Consider the following 23,007-nt stretch of genomic DNA (forward strand, 5'->3'; position numbering starts at 1 on the left):
GGGGTGCACGGCGTTTCTCCTTCTGGTGTTTCGGGGTCAGAAGCTGTCGACGGCGGTGACAGCCGGGTAAAGGAGGAACAGCATGTAGGCGGCGGCCAGGAGCATGACCGGCATGGACATGCGTTCGGTGGCAGAGTTGGCCCGGGCCTCCAGGGCGGCGGCCTGGTGGGCGCGCAGGGTGGCAGCGCGGATGGTGAGGGAGTCGCGGATGCGGGCGCCTTCGGTGCCGGCGAGGCTCATCGTCGCGGCGAGTTCCTGCAGTTCGACGACGCCGGTGTCCTCGCCGAGCTGGCCGAGGGCCTGCCAGGGCGGGATGCGCAGCAGCCGGGCGGTGGCCACGGCACGGTTCAGGCGTCCGGCGGCCCAGCCGTGGGTGTCGGCGCAGGCGTCGTCGAGGGCTTGTTCGAGTCCGGCGCCGCCGGCGAGGGAGATGACGACGAGGTCGAGCACGGCGGACAGGGCGTAGCGCAGCTCGTCGCGGCGCCGCTGCGCCTCGGCGTGCACGGTGGTCTCGGCCAGCCACCAGCCGCCGGCCGCGCCAGCCAGCGACGCCCACAGCGGCATACCGGCGGCGAAGCTGACCCCGCCGGAGGCGAGGACGGCCATCGCGACCGGGGGCAGCAGCAGGCCGGCGAGGACCGCGAGGGCCTGGTCGGCCAAGTGGGTGGCGGTCGGCCGTCCGAGTACGGCGAGGTCGGCGCGCATCCGCTGCCGGGGCAGGCCGAGGGCACGCAGAGGCACGGCGAGCAGCCGGGTCCTGGCCCCCACCGGTTCTTCCGGGGCAGCCGGGGTGCGGCGCAGGGCGTCGAGGGCCTGGGCGAGGCTGGGCCGAGCGGGACGCAGGCCGGTGCCGGCCAGGACCAAGCCGAGGCCGGCCACGACGCCGCACGCCACCACGAAAGCGGCCATCACGCCACCTGCCCGAGCTGGTCGGCCGAGAGCACCCGTGGTGGTTGCGGGACGCGGGAGGCGCGGGCCAGCCACCAGAACCCGCCAGCGAACACCGCCCCGACGACAAGGAGCACGAGCTGCCCGGTGACGCTGCGGTACGGGGCGAGGAACCCGCGGTTGAGCAGGATCAGCCCGGCGACCATCGCCACCGACGTGCCGGTGATGACCCGGGCGGCCGTGCGGGTCGCCGCCCGTTTGGTGGCCACCCGCATCCGGATGCCGGCCAGCTCCCGGGCGGTGGCGGCGAGGCTGGTCAGGCACTGGGACAGTTGCCCGCCGTGGTAGCCGGCGGCCTGCGTCAGGGCGCGCACGACGAGGTCGGCAGTGGGGTCGGCGAGGTCGGCGGCGAACGCGCGCAGCGCGTCGGGCAGCCGTGCTCCGCCGCGCACCGCCCCCGCGAGGGCCTGCACCTGGGGGCGGATGGGCAGGGGGGTGACAGGGGCGGTGGCGGTGATGGCCTGCTCCAGGCCGGCGGCCGAGGACAGGGTGTCACGCAGCAGCTCGGCCCAGGTGGCGATCGCCTCGATCCGGGCGATCGCGCGGGTGTGCTCCCGGTCAGGGCCGAGGACGCGGGGCAGCGCCCACACCGCGGCGGCGGTCAGCAGCGCCGCGACCGGCCAACGGGTCGCCGCCGCGGCGGCGAATCCAGCGACGATGGCCGCGAGGAGCCGGGTACGGTCGGCCGCCGTCCACCGTTGCCGTGTCCGGGTGGTCGGGGTGCCAGGTGGGCGGCGGCGCAGCCCGTCGGCGACGAGGATCAGGCCGGCGGCGCAGCCCAGACCGAGCAGGATCGGCAGCAGGTTCATGCTCACCACCGGTCCCGGACGAGGAGGTTCGGGTTGAGGCCGGCGGCGGTGAGCTCATCGAGGGTGTCGGCGCGAATCGGCGCGGCGGGGATGGCGCGCCGGTCGGGGCCGGGGCGGTAGATCTCGTTGGAGGGGACCTGGGTGCCGTCGGTTTCCAGGACCTGGCGGATGGAGGACACCACGCGGGTGCCGTCGGTGGCGACGTCCAGGTGGACGACGAAGTCGACGGCCTGGCCGATGAGCACGTTCGCCGCGTCGAAGGTCAGCTTCTCTGGCGCCTGCATGACGTACATGGCCAGCCGGGTCAGGGCCTGCTTACTGGAGGAGGCGTGCAGGGTGCACATCGACCCGTCGTTGCCCTGTGACATTGCCAGGAGCATGGGTACGGCCTCGGCGCCGCGGGTCTCGCCGACGATGACTCGGTCCGGGCGCATGCGCAGGCCCCAGCGCACCATCGTGGACATGTCGATGCCGCCGACGCCTTCGAGGTTCGGTTCCCGCTGCTGCAGGGCGGTGGTGTTCGGGTGGGCGTCGCTGTCCTCGTCGAGGCCGAGTTCGTAGGCGTCCTCGACGGTGACGATCCGCTCGTGCGGGCTGATCGCGCCGGCGGCGGCGCGCAGCATGGTGGTCTTGCCGACGCCAACGCCTCCGCAGATCACGATGTTCTTGCGCGCCCGCACCAGCGCCCGGATGAGTTCCCGCAACCCCACCGTGATCTCCCCCCGGTGCAGCAGGTCGTCCAGGGTCACCCGGTGCAGGGTGTTGCGGCGGATCGACAGCGAGGGCCGTTTCGCTACCGCCATCACGGCGAACAGGCGTTGCCCGCCGGGCAGCCGCAGCGACAGGCCGGGCGAACCGCGGTCGAAGCGGCGCTCCTCCTGCCCGCTGCGCGCCGCCGCGACCCGCACCAGGTCGACCAAGTCGTCGTCGGAGGCGGCGACCGGCGGCACTCTCTGCACCTGCCCGTCGGTGGTGCGGATCCACACGTTGTCGCAGCCGTTGGCGAAGATGTCCTCCACCCGCGGGTCGTCGATCAACCTCTGCAAGCCGCCCAGGCCGGTGAAGCTGTCCCGCAACGCCCGCGCCAGGGCCGCCTCGGCCTGCGGAGTGAGCGGGACACGGCCGGCGGAGATGTCCTCGCGGGCGTGGACGACGAGTTCCTCGGCGATGTATCCCGCGATCACCGCGTGGCGCTCGCCGTCGGGAAGCTGCGCGCCGTGCGCGGAAAGGCGGTCGCTGACCCGGGCCCGCAGCCGCGCCACCACCTCCGGCGGCGCCGCGGTCGCGCCGCCGTTCAGCGTCGGGGCGGTCACCGCACGACCTTCAGCGCCGCACCGGCGGGCTGACCGCCGGCCGCGACGGACGCGGCGAGGGCGCGCAAAGCTTGGGCGAGGCGGGTACGTGTCCACGCCCGCCCCGTCATCCGCCCGGCGAGGACGCCCGCGCCCCACCGGTCGGCAGGCAGCTGCGCCCACACCGGAACACCGAGGCGCCCGCTGATCTCCGCCGGGGTGAAGGCGGACCTGCCGCAGACCGCCAGCCCGACACCACCCGGCCGCGCCGCGGCACGCAACGCCGGCAGGCGGGTGTCCACGTGGTCCAGGTACTCCGTCGACCCCGAGGTGACCAGCACGACCGCGTCAGCGGAGCGCAACAGGCCCCACGCCGGGCTGTTGGCGTAGAGGCGGCCCGCGTCGGCGATCACTACCGGCGCCAACCGCGCGACCGCGTCGGCCTGGCCGGCGAGGACCGACACCGCCCCCGCGGCGGTCTCGGCCGCACCTGGCCCGAGGAGGACGTGCAAACCCAGCGGCACCTGCTGCACGTACGGTGCCGCCCCGCCGGTGTGCCCGCCGTGCCGGGCCGCCGCCGCCAGGGACGCCAGTCCCGGCTCCTGCGCCAGCCCGAACCGCGCCGCGACCACCCCGCCACCGGGGTCGGCCTCCACCAGCAACGCCGGACGGTTCGGCCACAACGCCGCCATCCCCAACGCGGCCGTCGACGCGCCCGGCGCGCCGGACACCGACGCCACCACCACCAACATCTCCCGCACCTCCTCACGTCTCACTGGGACGGGCCGAGCTGCACCAGCGACACGTCCCCCGGGGCCGCCGCGACCGCTTCCGCCGCATCCGCGGCGAGCAGCACCGTCACCAACTGCGTGCCCACCTGGTCGGCGCCCGCCGCCACGGACACGACCGTGGCCACCGCCCGGCGTACACCGTTGTTCTGCTGCGGCGCCTGCTGCCCGCCTCCGGTCGGCGGGGCGACCAGCACCACCACCCGCGACCCAGCGGTCAGGCTCGTCGGGGCCCGGCCCGGCTTGACCGGCACCGCGATCACCGCCTGCCCCGCCGCGGGCCACGCCGCCGGCCCGACCTGCGCCGAAACCAGCAGGCTCCCTGCCGCCAGCGGCACCGCCGCCGAACGGCCGACGACCCCGCCGCGCCGCTCGGCCGGAACAAGGTCCAGGCCGGACGGGTTCGCCACCCGCACCACCCGCACATCGGCGTCGGTGATGACCTGACCCGCCGGTACGTCCCGCGCGACGGCGAGGAATTGCTCGTCGGCGTTCCGGCGCAGGTCCACCTGCCAAAACGTCACCACCGTCGCCAGGACCAGCAGCAGCCCGGCGACCACACGCCGGCCGCTGCGCCGCCCCACCCGCCGCGTACCGGCGGGCACCGGCGGCAGGTCCGCAGCGGCGGTGTTCACCGCCCGGGGACGGTCCGTGGTGACGCTCACCGGGCACCTCCGACGATCGCCTGGGACTCCGCCACCCGCACGGACACCGTCGAGGTCGTCGTGAGCGGGGGGAGAGTGCCCCCGCTACCGGCACCAGACCAGGTGACCGACCACGTCACCGTCGCCCGCAGCCGGAACGCCGCCCCCGCCGCGACAGCGGACGAGGAGGTGTAGGTGTGCCCGCACGACGAGGACGCCCGCGGGTCCGCGCCTGGCTTCCACGGCTTGCCCGGACCAGTGCACGTCAGGTCGTTGCTGCCGTCGCCGAAGGACCACACCACCTGCGTGGGCGTCGCGGTGGCGGTGACCGACACCCCAGGCACCGACGCGGTCGCCGACCGGGCACCCCACGTCGCCGGGTCCACCCACAGCCACACCGGCACCTGCACCAGCACGAACGGCGCGGTGGTGGGATTCGTGCGGATCTGCGGCGAGGGCAGGCGCAGCCGAGACCGCGCTGTCTGCGCCAGCGCCGCCAGGTTCACCGACGGCGCCTGGTCCAGCCACACCGGCACGTCCTGCGACCCCAGCCCGTTGGCCACGCAGGTCCGCGAATACCAACCGCCCTCAGGGCCCTTGCCGGGCGGCGGCGGGAGGTCTACGTCGACAGGCAACCAGTAGCAGCCGTCCTCGCCGCCGCCCCCCGAGCCGTCATCGGAACCGCCGCTGCCCTGGTTGCCGCCATTCGAGCCGCCCGGTCCGCCTGGAGTGCCGGCGCTGATGTCGCACTCGGCCGCGTTCGGGGTCTGGCTGCAGTCCACGTTTCCCAGCCCGTCGTCGGCCCAAGCCGGGGAGAAGGCGCCGACGCCGACGCCGACAATCAAGAGCGCGATCCCAGCGCGCAGAGCACGCCTCAGCATGAGCCGACCGCCTGTACACCGAAGCTGGACACCTTCCAGCCGCCGTCGTCGCGGGTCACGGTCGCCCTCACGGCACGGTTCCCGCCCGGGACGTCATCGGCCAACGCTCCCGTCGCCGTCTTGTAGGTGAGGAATCGCGCCGTGTTCAGGCAGTCCTGCACCGAGATGCTCGATGGCGTGGCGGCGGGCGAGGCTTCCGTGACCTGCGGATCCGACTGGTACTCGCCCTTGATGACCTCGCCGTCCCGGCGAAGCTTCGCCAGGCCGTTCTTCAGGTTTGTCAACGCTTCGCCGGTGGTGTGCGCAGCCAGGGAATGCTCGTCCGGGTTGGCCGTGAGGCCGGCCTTCGCGTAGGCCTGCCACATGCCTCGGTAGGCGTCCAGCGCCGCTTCCTCGGCGCTGCCGCGGGCGTCCTGGGTCGGCGCGGGAACAGATGGCAGCGGAGTTCGGCTGTCTTCGGCGGGCTCGGCACCCGTGCAGCCGCCCGCAGCCGCGATAGCGACCAGTGCGGCGAGAACAGCCACAGCGGGCAGCGGATTGCGGGGTCGGCATGGTCGGTGCCTGACCCGACGCCTCCGTCGATCACGGACAGTCACTTTTCCTCCTCAGGTGCACCCCTCCACAGCACGCGCCGGCGTTCCTGCAGCGATGCGTGGAAGTTCCAGGGAGCGCGGTCTGAATCCACCTCTACACCCGGACCCCGCAGTTACCGCAACGTACTTACCGTGAGGTGATTACGACTCCGTGATCACCCTTCGGTAAGCGCCAATGGTCTGAAAGCAGAGCAAACCGGCGGCCGGGTGTCGGGTTAGCGACACTATGCCCGCAGGCATCGATGCCTCTAGAATCCCTCTGAACAGTTCGAGGGAGTCCCGATATGAGTCGCAGTGCCGAGGCTCGCTGCCCCCACGACCTAGCCCGCGAACTGAGCCGGCGAGCGAACGCGGTCGCCGCTCTCGTCACTCTTCGCAACCACGGTGACTCCAACCTGGACGAGCTCGCGCGGCTTGGCAATTGCCGAGACGGTGTTGGACTCGCGTGCGACCTCCGCTGGTTGGCGGCTGCCGGACTGGTGCGACGCGCCTCGGGAGCCGGAAGCTGGGACGTAACAGATACCGCGTCGGTCTACCTGCTCTCACGGCCCGGTCGGGCCCTTGCCGATTCCCTCGCGGCGTTGGCGCAGGCGTGCGACAAGCTGGGCGAACGCCACTCTTCAGGACGCACACCTGTCGATTAGCCAGCACCTCATCCTTCGGAGGTCGTGAATTTTACTATTCACGCTGCGCAGTGCTGCCCTTACACTCGTCGGGGTAGCCGACCTTGACGGGGAGGGAAGGCGGTGCATTCCTTTCAACGCGTCTACGACGCTGTCCGGCTGTGCGGACACCGGTGGTCCCTGGAGATCCTGACCGCGCTGCAGCAGGGGCAGCCCATGCGCTTCACCGATCTGCTGCACACCATCAGCCCTGCGCCCAGTTCGAAATCGCTGAACGAGGCTCTGCGGCGGCTGCAGGAGCACGGCCTCGTCGGGCACGTCGCGAGTACTGAGGGCAGCCGCTACGCCCTGACCGAAGCCGGCGAGGAACTACTGCCGGTGCTCATGTCATTCATGGCCGACCTGGGGCAATGGCTCGACACCTACGGCGACGAGACCAGCCAGCCCTCGGCCAACAACCGCACCCACCCCTGAATAGCGTCGAGGACGCGAGGGCTGGGTCGCGGTGAGTCACCTCGACGCGGCACTCTTATTCGGCAGCGCCGGGCTCACCGGTGCGCTGGTCGGCGCGGTGCTGCCATGTGCCACGCGGCTGCTGGCGGTCCCTACCGGCCCATCTGCCAGAACCATCGGAGCGGCAGAGGACGCGCCTTCGGGAGGTCGGCAACGGCTTGCCACCTCTCCGTGCGTGGCTGTGTCCGATCGGGTGCTCGGCAGCGTCAGCCTCGCGGTCGCTTCGATCGGTATCGGCCTGCGCCTACGATCCGCCGAGCTATCCGGCCTCGCCACCTTGGCGGTGTGGTTGGTCATCCTCTACAGCGGGGCGCTGCTCGCGGCCGTCGACATCGCCGTACGCCGTCTACCCACTCCCGTCATTGCGGTCGCGGCAGCGGCGGTCTTCGTCATCCTCGCCGCCGAGGCGGCCATGACCGCGGACGGCCGGCGGCTCGTCGTCGCTGCGGCGGCCGGCGCGGCGCTCGGCGGTGGATACCTGCTGCTCGCCCTTGTTGGCGGCAGCGGCATGGGACTCGGCGACGTACGGCTGGCCGCCCTACTCGGCACCGCGCTCGGCACGCTCGGCTGGGACGCAGTCCTCCTCGGCGCGGTCCTACCGTACCTGCTTGCAGCGCCCGCCGCCCTTGCCCACCTGGCAAGCCGGGCTGAGGGCAGCATGGCCTTCGGGCCATACCTCGTCGCCGGTGCCCTCGTCGCACTCGCCCTCATCGCCTAAAAACCAAGTCGCGGCCTCAGTTCCCCGAGTTGACATCTCTTAGCTCGGCAAGGCCCTGGACTGTGGGCCCACGACCCTCGCCGCTACGGATGGATGCGCACTGGACACAGTTGGGGCAGGTCGACGGCATTGGGGCCAGCGTGTCCTTTGAGCAGCCTCCTTGGATGCTGCGGCGCGGAACCTGCCCCGATCTCCTGCCCGATCACGACGACGCGAACTCTGCACAGTCGGCACCAGCTATGGGGATGTCGTACGGGCATGGCAGGGTCAACGCGTAGCCTCGGGACTAGCGATAGGCAGGTGCGGCGTGGCAGGCAGCCAAGCTGGAGGAGCTGCGTACTCTTCCGGTGTGTCCGGGAACCCTGCCCGATGGCCTGTGTCCGAGCTGCACCGTCACTTCTGCTCTGGTTTGGGAGACCACCTGTCCGAGTGGCCGCCTCCCTCAGACATGATGTCCAAGCCTCTGAGGCTCCGGGCGGTCTCACCCTTGCCACCTCGGCTGATCGTCTACTTGTTCAACGCCACAGATCACCCCTCGGAACGCCGCGCGGGCGACTACCGCATCCAGCTCCGGCTGCCGGGCCAAAGACCGCGGTCACGCGGGAACCTGGAGTCCGCGCCCGGATCAATGCTTGTTTTAGCTGGGTATATCCAGGAGTTCGACACCTTCGTAATGTGGGACGCCACCGCCCATTCAGAGTTTCCGTACTCCAAGGGCGTTCAGGTGGCCGCCCGGACAGTACACGAAGCGGCCATCGAGGGAATCGCCGAGCAGATTCGCCTGATCCGGTCTGCAGGGGTTACCGAACATGTGGTGGCCGCACGGACGGACCATCTAGTCCGAGCACTAATACGACGACACGAAATTACGCGCGACGACCTCCTACTGGAGACGCAGCAGTACCACACCGAGCGTACGTCGCCTAGGGCTGATTCATCGCAGGGAGAACTCTGGTGAAACGCCTCCGAGATTTAGAGCTAAAAGAAAGCTACGACAAGGGCGAAGATGACATAGCGGAGGATTTCTACCTGCCCTGCATGAGGCTATCGACACGCTATGATCGCATCTCGGGCTACTTTTCGTCGGCGGTCTTCGGAATCGCGTGGCCCGCACTAAAGGAATTCGTTCGCTCGGGTGGAACAATGCGGATTATCTGCTCACCCATATTTTCCTCCGCCGACTCAGCGGTGTTGCGGGAAAGCAGGGAATCGCTAGCCAACGATGAACTTGCGGCTGCCTTGATAACAGAGCTGAACGTCCTGCTCGCCAACGATCGGTCCAGGAAGCCGACGCGAGTGCTCGCTGGGCTAATAGCAAGTCGAGTGGTAGAGATCCGCTTGGCCAGCGTGGGCGCATCAGCGCGAGCTTCAGAGCGTCGTATGTTTCACGACAAAGTTGGGATCTTCGGGGATCCAGGCGGCGATTGGGTCGGTTTCCGCGGATCGATGAATGAGACATACCTTGGCCTGGCCGCCGATGGAAATATCGAGAGCATTGACGTATTCGCGTCATGGCTCGATGAACGGGATGCGCGCAGAACCGAAAAGTCGCGTGAACGGTTCGAGCTGCTTTGGCATGATCGGGCACAGGGCGTTCGCGTGCAGCCGCTGAATGACGAGGCCATGTCCCGGGTGCGCGAAGCTGGAGCCGAGGACTGGGAGGTCTTGATTGACGAAGTAATAGCAGAAGCCTCGGTCCGGGCTAAGAACAGCGGAAAACGTTCACCACTTCGAGACCACCAAGTACAGGCCCTGGCGTCCTGGGAACTAAACAAGCGGCGCGGGTTAGTCGAGCATGCTACTGGTAGCGGCAAGACCTACACGGCAATCAACGCCATTCGGGCCGCTCTGGAAGATGGTGGCACGGCCCTTGTGGTCGTCCCAAGCGCACTACTTCTAGGGCAGTGGCAGCGCGAGTTGACTGAGGGCCTTGGGGACCTAGACCCAAAACTCCTGCTCGCCGGCGACGGCCATGAGGACTGGCGCCGCCAAGAGCTCTTGCGGCCATGGAGCGCCCCTGGCGGTTCAGGAGCACGGATTGTTCTGGCGACTATGCAGACTGCCTGCACTGATGGCTTCCGCAGTCGGCTTTACCCGCACGACCGCCTCCTTTTCGTAGCGGACGAAGCCCACCGGCTGGGCAGCCCTAAGATAAGAAGCCTCCTCACAATTGACGCAGGATGGCGCCTAGGACTCAGCGCGACTCCACGGCGAGCAGGTGACGCCGAAGGAACCTTAGCCATTCTCGACTATTTCGGTGGCATCCTTAAGCCGACGTATAGCCTTGCCGACGCTATCCGAGATCGGGTCCTCACGCCATATACGTACCATCCACACACAGCTCCGCTTACAGGGCCAGAGCAGGCTGAATACGACGACATTACTCGCAGAATCCGTCGAGAAGCCGCGAGGAACGCCAGCGACCTTGGCGATATCGAGAGCAACGAGCGCCTTCGCCGTCTCGCCATCGCCCGATCGCGAATCCTGAAGCAGGCTTCGGTGAAGGTTGATCTGGCCCGTCGGGTTCTGGTCGATCACTGGCAGGACGGCCAGCGGTGGATTATTTACTGTGACAGTATTGAACAGGTGCAGCAAGTGCGAGCTGCGCTAAGCGGGGCGGGTATACCGTCTCTGGAATACCACTCAGAAATGGATGGCAGTCGAGAGGCTACGCTAGCAGAGCTAGAGCTGAATGGCGGGGTGCTTGTGAGTGTTCGCTGCTTGGACGAAGGCGTCGATCTCCCAGCAGTGTCCCATGCCCTGATCCTAGCTAGCAGCCGGAACCCGCGGGAATTCATTCAGCGGAGAGGGCGCATCCTTCGCCGACATCCCGGTAAAACCTTCGCGCGGCTCCACGACGCAGTCACTACACCAAGCGTCGAGAAGAGTGAGGATGCCGCGCCGCAGAACTTCCGTCGACGTGATGCCGACCGGCTTCTAGCGGGCGAGCTCGGTCGTGTGCTTGACTTTGCGAGTGGTGCTGCCAACCCTCAGGCCATGACCGAGGTCGAACGAATCTGCATCCAGCATGGAGTTCAAGTCATCGCAAACCATGTTGCGGACGGTGCCGAGGGTATCGAGTCGGAGGACTATGACGATGAGTGATACTGCAGGAGTAGAGCCGGGTGCCGACACGGAGCCTATCTTGCCTCAGGCCTCCGTAGAGGATGTATTCCGTGCAGCCGAGGAGCTGCGCGAGGCAGAGTTTCCGGATGTTCCGGCGGATCTTCTGGAGGCCGTACTCAGCGCCGAGCGGGACAACCTCGACAATGCTTCAGTTGCAACCCGCGCCGTGGCAAGGGCCGTGGAAGATTACCTCTCGCGGGAGGGTAGGTAAATGCTGCGCCTTAAGTCGCTAGAAATTACAGATTTCGGGCCCTACCGTGGCACCCAAACTTACGAGTTTTCAGACAGGCCTGGCGTGGAGCTCTTGTGGGGCGAGAACGGGAGAGGCAAAACGTCATTCCTGAACGCGCTCCGATATGCCCTGTTCGGCGTGATTCTTGGCCGCGGTTCTGCGAAGATTGACCTCGCAACTGTCGGCAACAGTGAGGCCGAAGGGCACCGCGGAGCCCGGGGTTTCAAAACGGTTCTTTCATTTGTCTATGCTGGACGGTCGTACAAGCTGACGCGCGCCTTCAAGCCTTACGACCCCACGCGGCCGGCTCATTCTGCTGCGGATTTCCGTGAACAGCTTAGCCTTCTTCGTGATGGGGCTGCTCTAGGTCCCGACGAGCGGAACAGGGAGATCGCCCGGCTGCTGCCGGAACAGATTGCGCGATTCTTCCTGTTCGACGCTGAGCTGCTTCAGGAGTACGAGCAGCTACTTACGACTGGCAGTGAAGTCGGCGAACGCCTCAAGGAGGCTATTGAGCGCATCCTCGGTGTACCCATCCTCACGGAGGCTCGAGCGCACGCAGCAGCGCTCTTGAAGACGGCCCGCACTGACCAAGCCAAGGCAGCGCAACGTGACAAGAGCACACGTGAACTCGGCAACCACCTCCAGATTTCGAGCGAGCAGGCGGACCAGCATCGCGAAAACGTTCGCGACTTGACAACTAAGGTCGACGAGCTCACTAGCAGTGTCAGTGATCTTGAGAAGAGGTTGGCGGCGGCAACCCGCTTGCGCGAACGTCTAGGTAAGCGCAACGCAAAGCGCGACGAGGTCGAGCGGCTGCGCCAACGCCATGACGAGCTAGTCAATGATCTTAAATCCAAATCCGGTACCGCGTGGCGTGCTGTGCTGGAGCCAACGGCGCAGAAGGTGCTGATCCAGCTCGACGACGAAATCGATGAAGTCACCAAGCGACGGGACGATGCTGTTCTCGCGCGAGCCTCCGCACAGAGCCGTGCCGAGCTGATCTCGAGTGGCCAGTGCCCGACATGCGGCCAGGGCACCGCGGCTGTCCAGACGTTAGACACGGCTGATGAGTCGCCCGCTCAGGATCCTGCAGAGCTCGACCGTTTGCTCGTTGACCTCCGTAACCGCCAACGTGCGCTTCGGCGATTGAAGGGGGAGGCTTCTCTACTGGCCCGGCTCGAGAGCCAGGCTGAGCAAACGCTGGTAGATCTGTCGGACGCGGAGCAACAGTTGAACGAACTGGAGGCTCAGCTGAAGGAGGACGGCAGCGGCGAAGGCGCTCTCATGGAGCTTGTCGAACGGCATGCCAACACACGAATCAGCCTCGGCAACACAAAGGCGATTCTTGCTGAGGAGCGCCGCTTGCTGGCCAGCAAGGAAGCGGCTGTCGCCAAGCTATCTGAGAGGTTGGCTAAGGCCGGGAATAATCAGACCGGACCATACGACCGTAAGGTAGCGCTTCTCACCCGGCTTCATGACCTGCTTGACACTGCTGTCACTGACTTCCGAGAGCGGCTACGGGAGCGGATTGAGGAAGATGCCACCAACGTCTTCCGGATTCTCTCAGGAGAGCCGGACTATGACCGACTTCGCATCAATGAAGGCTATGGCCTGACGATCCTCCACAAGGATGGCCAACCGATCGTCAACCGCAGTAGTGGGTACGAGCACATCGTCGCACTATCTCTGATTGCCGCTTTGCAGAGATGTTCTCCGATGAGCGGACCAATCATCACCGACAGCCCTTTTGGCCGCCTAGACCGGACGCACAAACGGCATGTCTTGAAAGCCCTGCCGATGTTGACCGATCAGGTACTCCTGCTCGTGCACGACGACGAACTGGATCGGGAGACCGCAGTCCAAGAACTTGACCACCTCCTCGTTTCGGAGCATCACCTACGTAGGCGATCGGCACGTCACACTGAGATTGAGCGGGGGGCACAGGTATCATGACCACGCCTACGCAGCGCGGCGCGACTGCAAAGGGTTCTTCCGCCAAGGGCCCCAAGAAGACGATGAGCTTTACAGCTGCGGCAGAGTCTGCGGCCAAGAGGGTGAAAGACCATTTCAATCTGCCCGACGCTTTGGACGCTGGCCGTCTGGGTCTTGCCTACGCGCTACGGGAGAAACTTCCGGTTGAGAGGCCCGCTGACTTCGGCGCACTAAGTGGCACCTTATACAACATCGGATCGGTCGACCCGGACGGGGAACTTCGGGATCTCCTTCTGGCCCTCCGGCCAGAACTGTCGGAGGACCCTTACAGAGCAATCGAAACCCTGATGAATATCGGGACAATTAGCCTGGATAATCAGGTTGCTACCGCAGCGGTACTTTCGCTTCGGGACTTGTTGAGCGGCCCTCAGTAGGGCAAATCCGTCCATGTCTTTGGCGGCGGCGGCAACGGCGGCGCTGTACCGATTTAGTCCTCGGATCGCGCACAGCGCCGCCACGTGGTCGCTATAGTTGGGGACAACGGCCAGACTTTACGGCACCGTAGACTTCCCGTATTTCGTCGAGTTCTCTGCCCTCCATGAACCGAATGCTGGACAAGTCGGCATACTCGCGACTCTCCTCGATTGAGAGCCATCTACGACCGAGCCGCTCGGCAACACGGCCCGTTGTGTTGGAGCCGCTGAAAATGTCTACGACGAGGTCGTCCTTCTCAGTCAACATCTTGACGAAGAATTCTGGGAGTGCCGCCGGAAACCGGGCTGGGTGTGCCCGTTGGCCGAGCTGCTTGCAGGTTCGAATGTAGAAGCCATTCGAATCAGAGTTAGGATAAGAGAGCAAGTTTGACGGAAGGGCGCCACCGTTATCTTGACCAAAAGCCTTACCGATCGCATGACCAGAGTCTCGGAGCTTCGGTTTATAGTACCCTTCCGGGTTCTTGAGTAGCCGCTTCATTGATTGCGAATAGGGGACCCTGACAGGATCGAGATTGACCTTAGGAAAGTCAGTCTTGGACAGCCACCAAACGGTGTTGACTGCATCCTTAACCCGAATCTTTCTCTTGTTTACCCATTCAATCGGCGAGGGGAGCTTCGCGGTGTTGTACCAGTAAAACTCCTCGGCCAGCTCATAGCCGACATTCTCGACGAGCGCAATCAAAACAAGATACTGGTGAAGCGACCGAACCGGACGGCCCTTCTGGTAGGCGCCGCCAATATCCAGAACCAAACTTCCTGTATCCTTCAAGGCATCCTTAGCAGCCTTGGCGAAATCTACAAGCCAATCGACGTAGGCGTGTTGATCCTCATTGCCGTACTCCTTTTTCCGCAGAAGTGGAAAAGGCGGCGACGTAACGATCAGATCAACAGAATTGGCAGGCAACTTCGGCAGGATCTCACGGCTGTCGGCGCAGATCTGGGTGCCACTACCGGTTGTGTATACACGACTGCTATGCGCAATCTTCGCGAGCAGATCCGCTTGAGTCATGATCATCTAGCTCCTCGGGCACCACCGACCTAGCGTGCCGGTGTAGTTGGCACACTAACGGAATGCCGCAGGCAATCAAGTATTCTACCAGGGGGTGGTGTCTCTTTTTTTGCAGGGGTTGCTCATCCCAGAACTAGATCAGTCGGTCGCCTCGGCTTGCCTCATTTTGGGCTTGTGCTCCACCTATCGGCTCTCGCTCGGCAGTACTAGCTTCGGAGCGAGTACGAGCTCCGACAGTCACGGGCGCCGTCGGTGATGCTGACGGCTCCTCGCCTTGACCCTGGCTCTGGCCCTGAGTCGGTTGGCACTGGGGTGATCTAAGGGCCAGACTGGTGTCGGCGTCGTCGTGGCGACCGTCGAATGTAGTCGGATGGGGCGGACGGGGTGGCGCGCTGTCGCGTCCGCCTGAGAACTCGAGCCGGCGTTGACAGGCACCCACGACCCCGCCTGAACCAGACCCTCACTGACGATCCGTCTCGATCAACACAAGCACCCTGCACGCCCGTTCGGGCGTCTGAGTTGGCCGCCTTGTAGGCGTTCATCCGTTCTGCCGGCACCTTCTCCGGCTTCCCCACGGTGCCGGCCGTGCAGTCCCTTCAACGAGAGCCATGGGCTTGCCGAGACGCGTAGGTGCGGCAGAATGCGTGGATGGCCTTCAAGCGTCGGACGCCTACCCCAGTTGCGCCGGATGACCCTGTCGAGCTGTACAGGACTCTCTCTGAGACGAATAACGGCCCTGCGGCCTTGTGGCTGCATCAAGGTGACGTCCTGCGCTCATGGCACAGCGGCCACCGGGGAGATCCAGATGTGGCGATCGAGCTTCCGACTGGCGCAGGCAAGACCCTCGTCGGCGGCCTCATCGGCGAATACCAGCGCCGCGCTTTAAACGAACGGGTTGCATACCTGTGCCCGACGCGCCAACTGGCACGCCAGACGGCTGCTGCGCTTAAAAACTATGGCATTCCGACTTCATTGCTGGTTGGCGCAGTTCCAACATGGAACCGAGCCGACAGGGCTCGCTATACTTCGGCGCAGTCCATCGCAGTCAGCACGTACGCCCACGTCTTCAACAGCAACCCAGCACTCGACGATGCCCAACTCCTTCTCTTGGACGACGCGCACTCGGTGGAGAGCTATGTTGCAAGCCCATGGAGCCTGGAGATTTCGCGAAGCGAAAGCGCTTATGGACTCGTGCTTGCCGAGCTCAAGGACTCCCTCGACCCCCTTGTCGCAGCTCGGCTTCGTAACGAAAACCCGGATGGGCAGTTCCTTACTCGAACCTACCTTGCATCGCCAACCGGCGTCGCAGCACATGCCGAGAGACTAGAGGAGATCGTCAGGGCGGCGTGCTCTGCCGAGACGGTCAGTAAGTCGGCACGATACGCGTACCAGATGCTTGCGGGCAAGCTGGATCGATGCCTCCTCTACGCCACATACAGTAGGTTGCTATTCCGCCCCTTGATCGCTCCGAGCACAGTTCATCCGGCATTTAGCAATCCAGCTCAAAGGGTCTACATGAGCGCGACCCTGGGTGACGGCGGTGAGCTAGAACGCAGTTTTGGACGACGCAAGATTAAGCGTATCCCCATCCCGAAAGGTTGGGAGAAGCAGGGCACAGGCCGAAGGCTCTTTTGTTTCCCAGAACTCACCACCGATCTATCGGTCGTCAGGAGCGATCTGGGACCATGGGTAAAAGACGTCATTGCTAAGCACCGTCGGGCGGTGGTGCTCACGCCTGATGGTCGGACTGCGGCCAAGTTCACCGAAGATCGTGTCCCTAAGGGCTTCGCCACGCTCACCGCGCAGGACGTCGAGGATGACTTGTCCTCTTTCACCACCAGCCCGGACGCGGTTCTGGTGCTTAGTAACCGCTACGACGGAATCGATCTCCCCGACGACGCCTGCCGACTCGTGATTCTCGACGGGCTCCCAGCCAAGGGTGATCTTCAGGAGCGATTCCTTTTCGAGGAGCTCGGTGCGCTCGAGGTCCTTCAGGAGCGCATCCGGGCTCGCATCGTTCAGGGCTCAGGACGCGCGACACGAAACGCTCGCGACTTCGCAACAGTACTGGTCCTGGGTGATGACTTGACGAGGTACATCGGTCGCGCCGATGTGAAGGCCGCAATGCGTCCGGAAATCCACGCCGAGGTTCAATTCGGCTACGACAACAGCCTTGGCTGCCAGTCCTCCGAGATGGCCGAGAACATTGAGGTGTTCCAGCAACACAGCGCGGAATGGCGAGAAGTTGACGCGGATATCATTGCCCACCGCGACGCGCTCAGCCAGGTGCCACCTGCAGGCGCGGCTGAACTTCAGAGGGCCGCGGGCCGAGAGGTCGCGGCTTGGGAGGCCGTCTGGCAGGGTGAGTGGGAACGGGCGCTCGATCTCATCCGCCAGGTCCTCGATAACCTACGGGGAGGAAAGGCGCCCCAACGCTATGCCGCTCTCTGGCACTACCTTGGATCGTGTATCGCACGACGGCTCGCGACGCAGACCGGCGACGCAACATATGCCGAAGCGAGCGAAGCCTACTACCGCGACGCCCGCGCCGCCGGGCGAGGCACGAACTGGCTGTCACACCTGGCCGCACCCGTCGAAGAGGCCCAACAGGCAGAGCCGGCCCTGGTTGATCCGCTCGACGAGGTGGCTGTTTCGAGCATCCTCGCTCGACTGTCCACGCTCGGTAAGTCGAGTACGTTCGAGCCGGAGATGGAACGGATCCGCACTGGACTGGGCGAAACGCCCGCCAAACCCTATGAAGCTGCGCTTGTAGGCCTCGGCCACTTTTCTGGCGCCACGGATAGTGTTGGCAACGGCGATGCCGACGCAGCCCCCGACGCTATCTGGACGTTTGGTGATCTCATTTGGATTGCATGGGAAGCCAAGAGCGAGGCGAAACCCGAAGGGGAAATGGGAGCATCAGACGTTCGACAAGCCGGCGGTCACCTCCGCTTCGTGGCTGACAAGCGCGGCGAGGCCGCCCCCGGCGATTCGGTATCGCTGCTGGTGTCAGCCCAGCACACAGTTCACCCCGCTGCACGTGCCGTAGCCGAAAATCACGTATATCTCGTACGTCCGAGCGATGTGCTCGATCTTTTTGAACGACTTAATTCGGCTTGGCGGATGCTACGAGCGATCTACTCTGCGGCCACAACAGGCGACGACGTCGTGAGAATTTTCAAGGCTGAGGGCGCACTACCTTCACAATGGCTTCCTCGGCTGAGGCAAGTGCCAATAGCGTCAGCCGAACCTGAGCAGCCTTAGGCGTTTCGCGACTGGGGGTTGGCCGGGTGAGGCCACGGGGTGGGGTGGCGGTGATCGATAACTGAGGAGGTCTTCGGTAAGTGGGTCAGCGGGCCGACATGCCGCATCGCGACGCACCGGAGTCGATAGCGGCGCGACAGGCTCGTCATTGCCCGCGTTCTTCTGCACGTCGCCGTGTGTCACTGGCCACAGGGCGCTTCCGACGCGGGCACACTGCCGCCGGCGCTACGCAGCGGCGAACTCGTTTGCCGATACGGTGAGCGGTCAGGATGATGCGAATGCCAACCGGTCGGCAGTGCAGGAGGCACGGTGCGCGCCACGTTGATGGATCGTGCGGACGGCGATCAGATCGACCTCATCCTGACGCATCCAGCGCATCAGGAGACCCTCCGCGCCTTGATCGATCTGATCCGGACATTACGCGCCTGCCGCTCTGCCGAGGGGTTGTACCACTTTCAGAGTCGGCTCGTGGCATGGTCCTCGACACCGAGCAGCGTCGTTCCGCGATCAGCCGGCAGATCAAACGACTGGATAGGCACCGCAACCTCACCGGGGACGCACCCGAACTCGGCACAGCCCTCGATCGCACCGACCGAGAATCCTGGGTGTTGGAAGGCGACGTCTACGAGCGGATCTGGCGCCAGCTCAAGTCGATCGCGGACGCACTCGCCTGGAAGGTCTTTGGCTACCAGCGCAACATCATTGTGGCGTTGTCGCGCGCCGACGCCCCCGGCCCGATGTACGGCAAGACCGGCCTGGCCGCAGAGCTGGAGGTCATCGAGACTGCGTGGCGCGAGAATCGGGAGTTCGTGCTGCACCATGACCTGACCAACGTCATCCGTGTCGGCGACGTCACCGTCCTCGACCGTGACGGCTGGGCCTGGCTCCGCGAGATCAAGACCAACCAGCGGTATCGAGTTCCTGCCCAGGAGCGGCTGCTGGCCGACACCTCGCAGGTCCTCGCCGACGAGACCGGCAAGTTGCCCAGCGGCTGCGCACCGGTGCGCACCACCATCGACTACCGCACCGACTTGGCGGGCCTGCGTGACATCCTCGGCTTGGCGCATGCGCGGACGGGTATCGCCGGAGGCGTGGTTTCGTCCGGCCGCGCGGTCGTCGCGGCCAGTCAGTTCACCGCCGCCGGCCGGTACACCGCTGAGGAGTTCGGCACTCGGTTCAGCGCCGAACTCGACCGGGTCCGCCGCCGCATCGGCGCCGACGACCCTGGGCACACGCTGACGCTGCTGAGCATCGACCAGGCCGGTCGTACTCTCGTGCGCCCACCCTGGGCGATTTACCCGATCGAAGCCGAGGTCGCGGCCAGCCTCATCGCCGACGGCATGTTCTTCGCCGTCTGCATGAACCCGAACAAGATCATCGACTCCCTGGCCAAGGCCGGTGTCGAAGCGTCCTGGCTGCAACGTCTCGACGGCACCGAGGACCCCTCGAAGCCGTTGTTGAACGTCGCCGTACGGGCGGGCAACCGGCTCTGGTCGACATCCCTGAACTTCGCCGCGATCGCGGAGCTGATGCTCGAGCTGATCGATCTCCGCACCTGGAGCCAGCAGGTCGCCGCGATGCTCAGCGGCGAGTTCGTTGCCGGCACGCGGCCCTGGCCGTGCTTCGCCAGGGAGGCCAGAGTCTGGGCCTGATTGCCCGGACGCTGGCTGCTTCGCTCGATGCCATCGCCCGGCGGATCGGATCGGCTCGCAAAATGGCATTGGCGCCGTCAGACAAGGTTAGGCCGTCGTGATCAACGCTCAGCGTTTGTTCTCGGCGCTGCCGGTCAGTCGGGTGAACTCGTACTCTCCCTCGCCGTCGGGCGTCATCGCGTAGCCGGAGTACGCGGGTGGGGCGTCGTAACGGTGTGACGTGAGATGTACGTCCAGGCGTTGTCGACCAGCCGTACGCACGGGATGCCGTGTGCCTTGGCGAAGTCAAAGGCACCACTCTGGAGTCTGCTGGCGGCCACCACCACGCTCTTCCGGGCGGCGATGGACTGAAGCTTGGTGAGAAGCACCTGAGCATGGACCGTTTGTGCGACGGGCGTTCACCACCAGCGGCGGCTCCTGACCTTGATCTCGCGTACCGGTATCTCGGAGGGGTGTAGGGGGCGTTCGACGACGGGACGCATCGTATGGGGTGTGATGCGGTCGCGTTCGTGTTCCTCGGCGAACCGGGCAGCCTGCTCGTGTTCGCCGAGGGTGTCCAGGGCCTTGAGGAGGTCGGTTACCAGGATGTCGAGGCGGTGGGTTTCGGCTTCGGCGGCGAGGAACCGTTCGTGGTGGGTGACTGCCCGGTGGCCGCACCACTGGCGTAGTAGTTCGTGACGGGGCCGATCGTGGCGGCGGTACCAGTCGTACTCCCATTCCGGTGTCGTCGACCGGCTGTCGCGGCCGACGCGGTGCTCATCGCCGAACTTACATTTGTGGCGGGACTGGGCTTCCTGCTCGATGACGAGGTCGAGGACCTGGGTCGGATGGGCACGGCACGCGGCTTCGACCAGTTGGAGGGTGCCGGCCGGGGACAGGATGGTCCGGCCGTCGTGGTCGAACCATTGGGCCGAGGCGAGGATGTCGTCGACCGGGCCGCCGATGATCTCGCTCAGCCGGGCCCTGTCGCGGATGTCGGTGGCGCATGACACTGGGGACCAGAGCAGTTCGGCTACGTCATCGCTGATCAAGACGCCGAAGATCTCCTCGACGCAGGCTTCCTCTGTGTGATCGAGGCTCAGATCGTCGATGCGTTGCCAGTTCGCCATCAGCGCGTCGAAGGTCCCGACCTCGCTCCACGGCACCCGCAGCCGCGAACCGGGGACCTTCTCCACCCGTTCGTCGGGGTCGTCGAGGAATCTGATCTCGAGGCGGGCGCTGGTCTTCTTCGGCTCGACGGCCAGGATGCGGACGCGCTCGGACGGTGCGTGGTCCGACTGCCGGTACGCCCATTCGTCGCCGACGGTGAAGCGGGAGGGGTCGATTCTCATCCAGCCGTCCTTCGGGTAAGCGTCGCTTGTTGCGTGGTACCGGGTCGTGCTGGCGGTTCGCGCCGCGATGGCGGCAGGTCCCGGCGCAGCTCGTGCGCATCCGGCCGAAGTGTGGTGACGGTTGAGGTGGACACACTTCAGGCGCCGCGGTCGAGCAGCCCGTGGTGCCACGATTCGGCCTGTCGGCGGATGCCGGCGTGGGCCTGCCGGTCGTGATCAGGGCGGTGCTCCTTGCGTGGTCCGTGGGGGCTCCAGTCACCGAGGAACGGGCCCAGGTCGTCGGGTCCGGGTTCGGGGTTGTAGTCGATGTCAGCTAGCACGCGGGGATTGCGGATGGGGTCGATCCGGTCGGCGGCGGCCCTGCCCCACGCGACCCAGCTGGCGAGGTACCCGCCGGCGGTCCTTCCCTCGGCCGCTTGTTCAAGGGCGGTGCAGAACGCGCGGATGTCAGCTGCGGTGGTCCACGCCTGGTAGGCGTTGCGGAAGGTTTCCGCGCGGATGGTGTCCGCGGCCCGGACGCGGGCGTCGGCCATCGCGGCGTGCCATTGCGCGAGGGTGGCCTCCTCCTGCCGTCTGCGCTCGGCCGCTGCTTCCTCCTGCCGCCGCCGGTGCTCGGCCGCGGCCTTCTCCCGCGCGGCTTCGGCTGCCCGCCGTTGCTGTTCGTCGGCGGTGACGCCAGCCTCGAACCCTTGGATGATCTGCGCGACGCGCTGTTCCAGACGTACGCGTGCAGTGTCGGTCCAGGTGTCGCGGTTGTCGTGTCCGGCCCGGGCGATCTCCAAGCGGAGCCTGCCGGAGTCGACGACGTCGAACTCCGGGGGTTTCATCCACGGCCGCAGGCGCAGCACCTTCAGCTCCTCGGCGGTGGGTTCGTGCGGGACCTGGTCGCGTTCCTCGGTCAGGGTGACCGTGCGTCGGACCTGCCCGGCCTGGAGGAACACCCGCGGGTGTTTCGCCTTGGTGTTGACCCCGAGCCGGTGCCCACGCCGGGCCGCCTCACCGGCGAGCTGCCGGATCAGCAGCAACGCCCGGGGCAGTAGGTCCGAGCTGACGGCGAGGTTGGTCGGATCGGCTTCGAGGGCGCTGAACGCCAGATGCGGGTCGGTGGTGACACGTCGGGTGTTGAGCCGGATCCGGTTCCAGTCGGTCTCGTCCGGACCGGCGTCGGTGTAGAGGCGGATGACGATGTCGCCGGCGTCACGGCCAGTGTGGCGCAGATGGTGACCCGATGGCACAAGTCCCTGCTGCTTGAACGCGTGAATGATCCGGCGGTACCGGGCCCGCGTTCCACTGTCGGGACTCTCGATACGGACCATGCCGCCCTCGTGCTGTAGGCGGTCGAGCAGTTCGCGAGCCGATCGCAGCAGGTCCGCCGACGAAGCGCCGCCGGCGATGCCGCCGGGTGCCGGCGTCTCCGACCGCGGGAGGGAAGCACGGTGGTCGGGATGATCGGGATGGTGGCCATGCTCAAGGTAGAAGCGGCCGGCATCGGTCGAGCACGCCCTCCACACCCCTGCCTTGCGTGTCACCGTCACCAGGTTCCGGTCCTGCAGCGCACGCGCCGACCGGCGGTACACAACGCCGTCCGGGCCGCTGAGGTCATCGCCGCCGTGGATCCGGCGAAGCAGGTCGAGCTGCCGCTCATTGAGCGAATCCCATCGCTGCACCCGCCGACAGTAAGGGGCACGGCGTACTGGATTGAGCTGGACACGGCTGCACGTGGCATCCCATGCCGGCAGGGCCGCCGAACGGTTCACTGCGCCTCGTCCTGCGAGGGCACTCGCACCTATTGGGCACCATGACCGCTGCCACGCCGGCGGGGTGCACGACACCAAGTTCGCCACCAAGCTCGAGTTGGCCGCGCAGATGATCACCGCAGCGCTGGACGCCGGAGTGGCGGCGGGCTGGGTCGCCGCGGACGAGGCCTACGGCAACAGCGCCGCCTTCCGCGCTGGCCTGCGCGAACACCAGATCCGCAATGTCCTGGCGGTGTCCCGCAGTCACCTGGTCCGCTCGACTGCGGTAAGACTCGGGTCCGTACCTCGGTGACACCGCAGGGTGCCACCACTGTCGTCCAGACTGTGTGCCCGAGGGGCGATCCTCACTCACGCGGGAACAGCCGCGAAGGCCGGCCTATGTCTGGCTACTATGCTGA

The 23,007-nt window shown here is 66.0% G+C and carries 19 protein-coding genes; 8 read left to right on the forward strand and 11 right to left on the reverse strand.

Annotated elements, in window-relative coordinates:
• Window positions 1-36: 36 nt before the first annotated feature.
• The 7 genes from ACN267_RS21415 to ACN267_RS21445 all read right to left on the reverse strand — a co-directional run bounded on the left by ACN267_RS21415 (window position 37) and on the right by ACN267_RS21445 (window position 5,886).
• The gene (locus tag ACN267_RS21415; RefSeq protein ID WP_421489497.1) at window positions 37-909 is read right to left on the reverse strand and encodes a type II secretion system F family protein; all 873 of its coding nucleotides are present in this window, start codon (window positions 907-909) and stop codon (window positions 37-39) included.
• Window positions 909-1,757 (reverse strand): type II secretion system F family protein, encoded by an 849-nt coding sequence (locus ACN267_RS21420; RefSeq protein WP_421490472.1) that lies wholly within the window; start codon window positions 1,755-1,757, stop codon window positions 909-911. Before ACN267_RS21420 ends, ACN267_RS21415 begins: the two co-directional genes overlap by 1 nt.
• A gap of 2 nt (window positions 1,758-1,759) precedes the next feature.
• The gene (locus tag ACN267_RS21425; RefSeq protein WP_421489498.1) at window positions 1,760-3,070 is read right to left on the reverse strand and encodes a CpaF family protein; all 1,311 of its coding nucleotides are present in this window, start codon (window positions 3,068-3,070) and stop codon (window positions 1,760-1,762) included.
• Window positions 3,067-3,801, reverse strand: a complete 735-nt coding sequence (locus ACN267_RS21430) for a MinD/ParA family ATP-binding protein (protein ID WP_421490473.1) — start codon at window positions 3,799-3,801, stop codon at window positions 3,067-3,069. Before ACN267_RS21430 ends, ACN267_RS21425 begins: the two co-directional genes overlap by 4 nt.
• Before the next feature lie 20 nt (window positions 3,802-3,821).
• On the reverse strand, window positions 3,822-4,397 hold the full coding sequence (locus tag ACN267_RS21435; RefSeq protein ID WP_421490474.1) for an SAF domain-containing protein: 576 nt from the start codon (window positions 4,395-4,397) through the stop codon (window positions 3,822-3,824).
• Window positions 4,398-4,498: 101 nt separating this feature from the next.
• A complete protein-coding gene (locus tag ACN267_RS21440; protein ID WP_421489499.1) occupies window positions 4,499-5,362 on the reverse strand; it encodes a hypothetical protein in 864 nt (287 codons plus the stop codon).
• The gene (locus ACN267_RS21445; RefSeq protein WP_421489500.1) at window positions 5,356-5,886 is read right to left on the reverse strand and encodes a hypothetical protein; all 531 of its coding nucleotides are present in this window, start codon (window positions 5,884-5,886) and stop codon (window positions 5,356-5,358) included. Before ACN267_RS21445 ends, ACN267_RS21440 begins: the two co-directional genes overlap by 7 nt.
• Window positions 5,887-6,701: 815 nt before the next feature.
• Here ACN267_RS21445 and ACN267_RS21450 point away from each other — a divergent pair.
• The 5 genes from ACN267_RS21450 to ACN267_RS21470 all read left to right on the forward strand — a co-directional run bounded on the left by ACN267_RS21450 (window position 6,702) and on the right by ACN267_RS21470 (window position 13,123).
• A complete protein-coding gene (locus tag ACN267_RS21450; RefSeq protein WP_421489501.1) occupies window positions 6,702-7,052 on the forward strand; it encodes a winged helix-turn-helix transcriptional regulator in 351 nt (116 codons plus the stop codon).
• A 31-nt stretch (window positions 7,053-7,083) separates the two neighbouring features.
• Complete coding sequence (locus ACN267_RS21455; RefSeq protein ID WP_421489502.1) at window positions 7,084-7,809, forward strand: prepilin peptidase; 726 nt, start codon at window positions 7,084-7,086, stop codon at window positions 7,807-7,809.
• A 451-nt stretch (window positions 7,810-8,260) separates the two neighbouring features.
• A complete protein-coding gene (locus tag ACN267_RS21460; RefSeq protein ID WP_421489503.1) occupies window positions 8,261-8,767 on the forward strand; it encodes a hypothetical protein in 507 nt (168 codons plus the stop codon).
• On the forward strand, window positions 8,764-10,914 hold the full coding sequence (locus tag ACN267_RS21465; RefSeq protein WP_421489504.1) for a DEAD/DEAH box helicase family protein: 2,151 nt from the start codon (window positions 8,764-8,766) through the stop codon (window positions 10,912-10,914). The genes ACN267_RS21460 and ACN267_RS21465 overlap by 4 nt, the downstream gene beginning before the upstream one ends.
• Window positions 10,915-11,146: 232 nt before the next feature.
• Window positions 11,147-13,123, forward strand: a complete 1,977-nt coding sequence (locus ACN267_RS21470; protein WP_421489505.1) for an AAA family ATPase — start codon at window positions 11,147-11,149, stop codon at window positions 13,121-13,123.
• A gap of 504 nt (window positions 13,124-13,627) precedes the next feature.
• On the opposite strand, the gene ACN267_RS21475 is transcribed toward ACN267_RS21470, so the two are convergent.
• Window positions 13,628-14,611, reverse strand: a complete 984-nt coding sequence (locus ACN267_RS21475) for a DNA-methyltransferase (RefSeq protein WP_421489506.1) — start codon at window positions 14,609-14,611, stop codon at window positions 13,628-13,630.
• 642 nt (window positions 14,612-15,253) lie between these two features.
• Here ACN267_RS21475 and ACN267_RS21480 point away from each other — a divergent pair.
• Both ACN267_RS21480 and ACN267_RS21485 read left to right on the forward strand, forming a co-directional pair.
• On the forward strand, window positions 15,254-17,869 hold the full coding sequence (locus tag ACN267_RS21480) for a DEAD/DEAH box helicase (RefSeq protein WP_421489507.1): 2,616 nt from the start codon (window positions 15,254-15,256) through the stop codon (window positions 17,867-17,869).
• Between the two features lie 473 nt (window positions 17,870-18,342).
• Window positions 18,343-19,521, forward strand: coding sequence for a hypothetical protein (locus tag ACN267_RS21485; protein WP_421489508.1), 1,179 nt, complete (start codon window positions 18,343-18,345; stop codon window positions 19,519-19,521).
• A 108-nt stretch (window positions 19,522-19,629) separates the two neighbouring features.
• Here ACN267_RS21485 and ACN267_RS21490 read toward each other — a convergent pair whose 3' ends face one another.
• The 3 genes from ACN267_RS21490 to ACN267_RS21500 all read right to left on the reverse strand — a co-directional run bounded on the left by ACN267_RS21490 (window position 19,630) and on the right by ACN267_RS21500 (window position 22,519).
• Window positions 19,630-19,782 (reverse strand): hypothetical protein, encoded by a 153-nt coding sequence (locus ACN267_RS21490; RefSeq protein ID WP_421489509.1) that lies wholly within the window; start codon window positions 19,780-19,782, stop codon window positions 19,630-19,632.
• Window positions 19,783-19,919: 137 nt separating this feature from the next.
• A complete protein-coding gene (locus ACN267_RS21495) occupies window positions 19,920-20,852 on the reverse strand; it encodes a hypothetical protein (protein ID WP_421489510.1) in 933 nt (310 codons plus the stop codon).
• A gap of 137 nt (window positions 20,853-20,989) precedes the next feature.
• Complete coding sequence (locus ACN267_RS21500) at window positions 20,990-22,519, reverse strand: hypothetical protein (RefSeq protein WP_421489511.1); 1,530 nt, start codon at window positions 22,517-22,519, stop codon at window positions 20,990-20,992.
• 52 nt (window positions 22,520-22,571) lie between these two features.
• Here ACN267_RS21500 and ACN267_RS21505 point away from each other — a divergent pair, with 52 nt between their 5' ends.
• Window positions 22,572-22,901 carry a transposase gene (locus tag ACN267_RS21505; RefSeq protein WP_421489512.1) on the forward strand — a complete coding sequence of 110 codons (330 nt, stop codon included), beginning with the start codon at window positions 22,572-22,574 and terminating at the stop codon, window positions 22,899-22,901.
• The last annotated feature ends 106 nt before the right edge of the window (window positions 22,902-23,007 follow it).

Source organism: Micromonospora sp. WMMD734, from assembly GCF_049178975.1.
In the GTDB taxonomy this organism is placed as follows: Bacteria; Actinomycetota; Actinomycetes; order Mycobacteriales; family Micromonosporaceae; genus Micromonospora; species Micromonospora wenchangensis.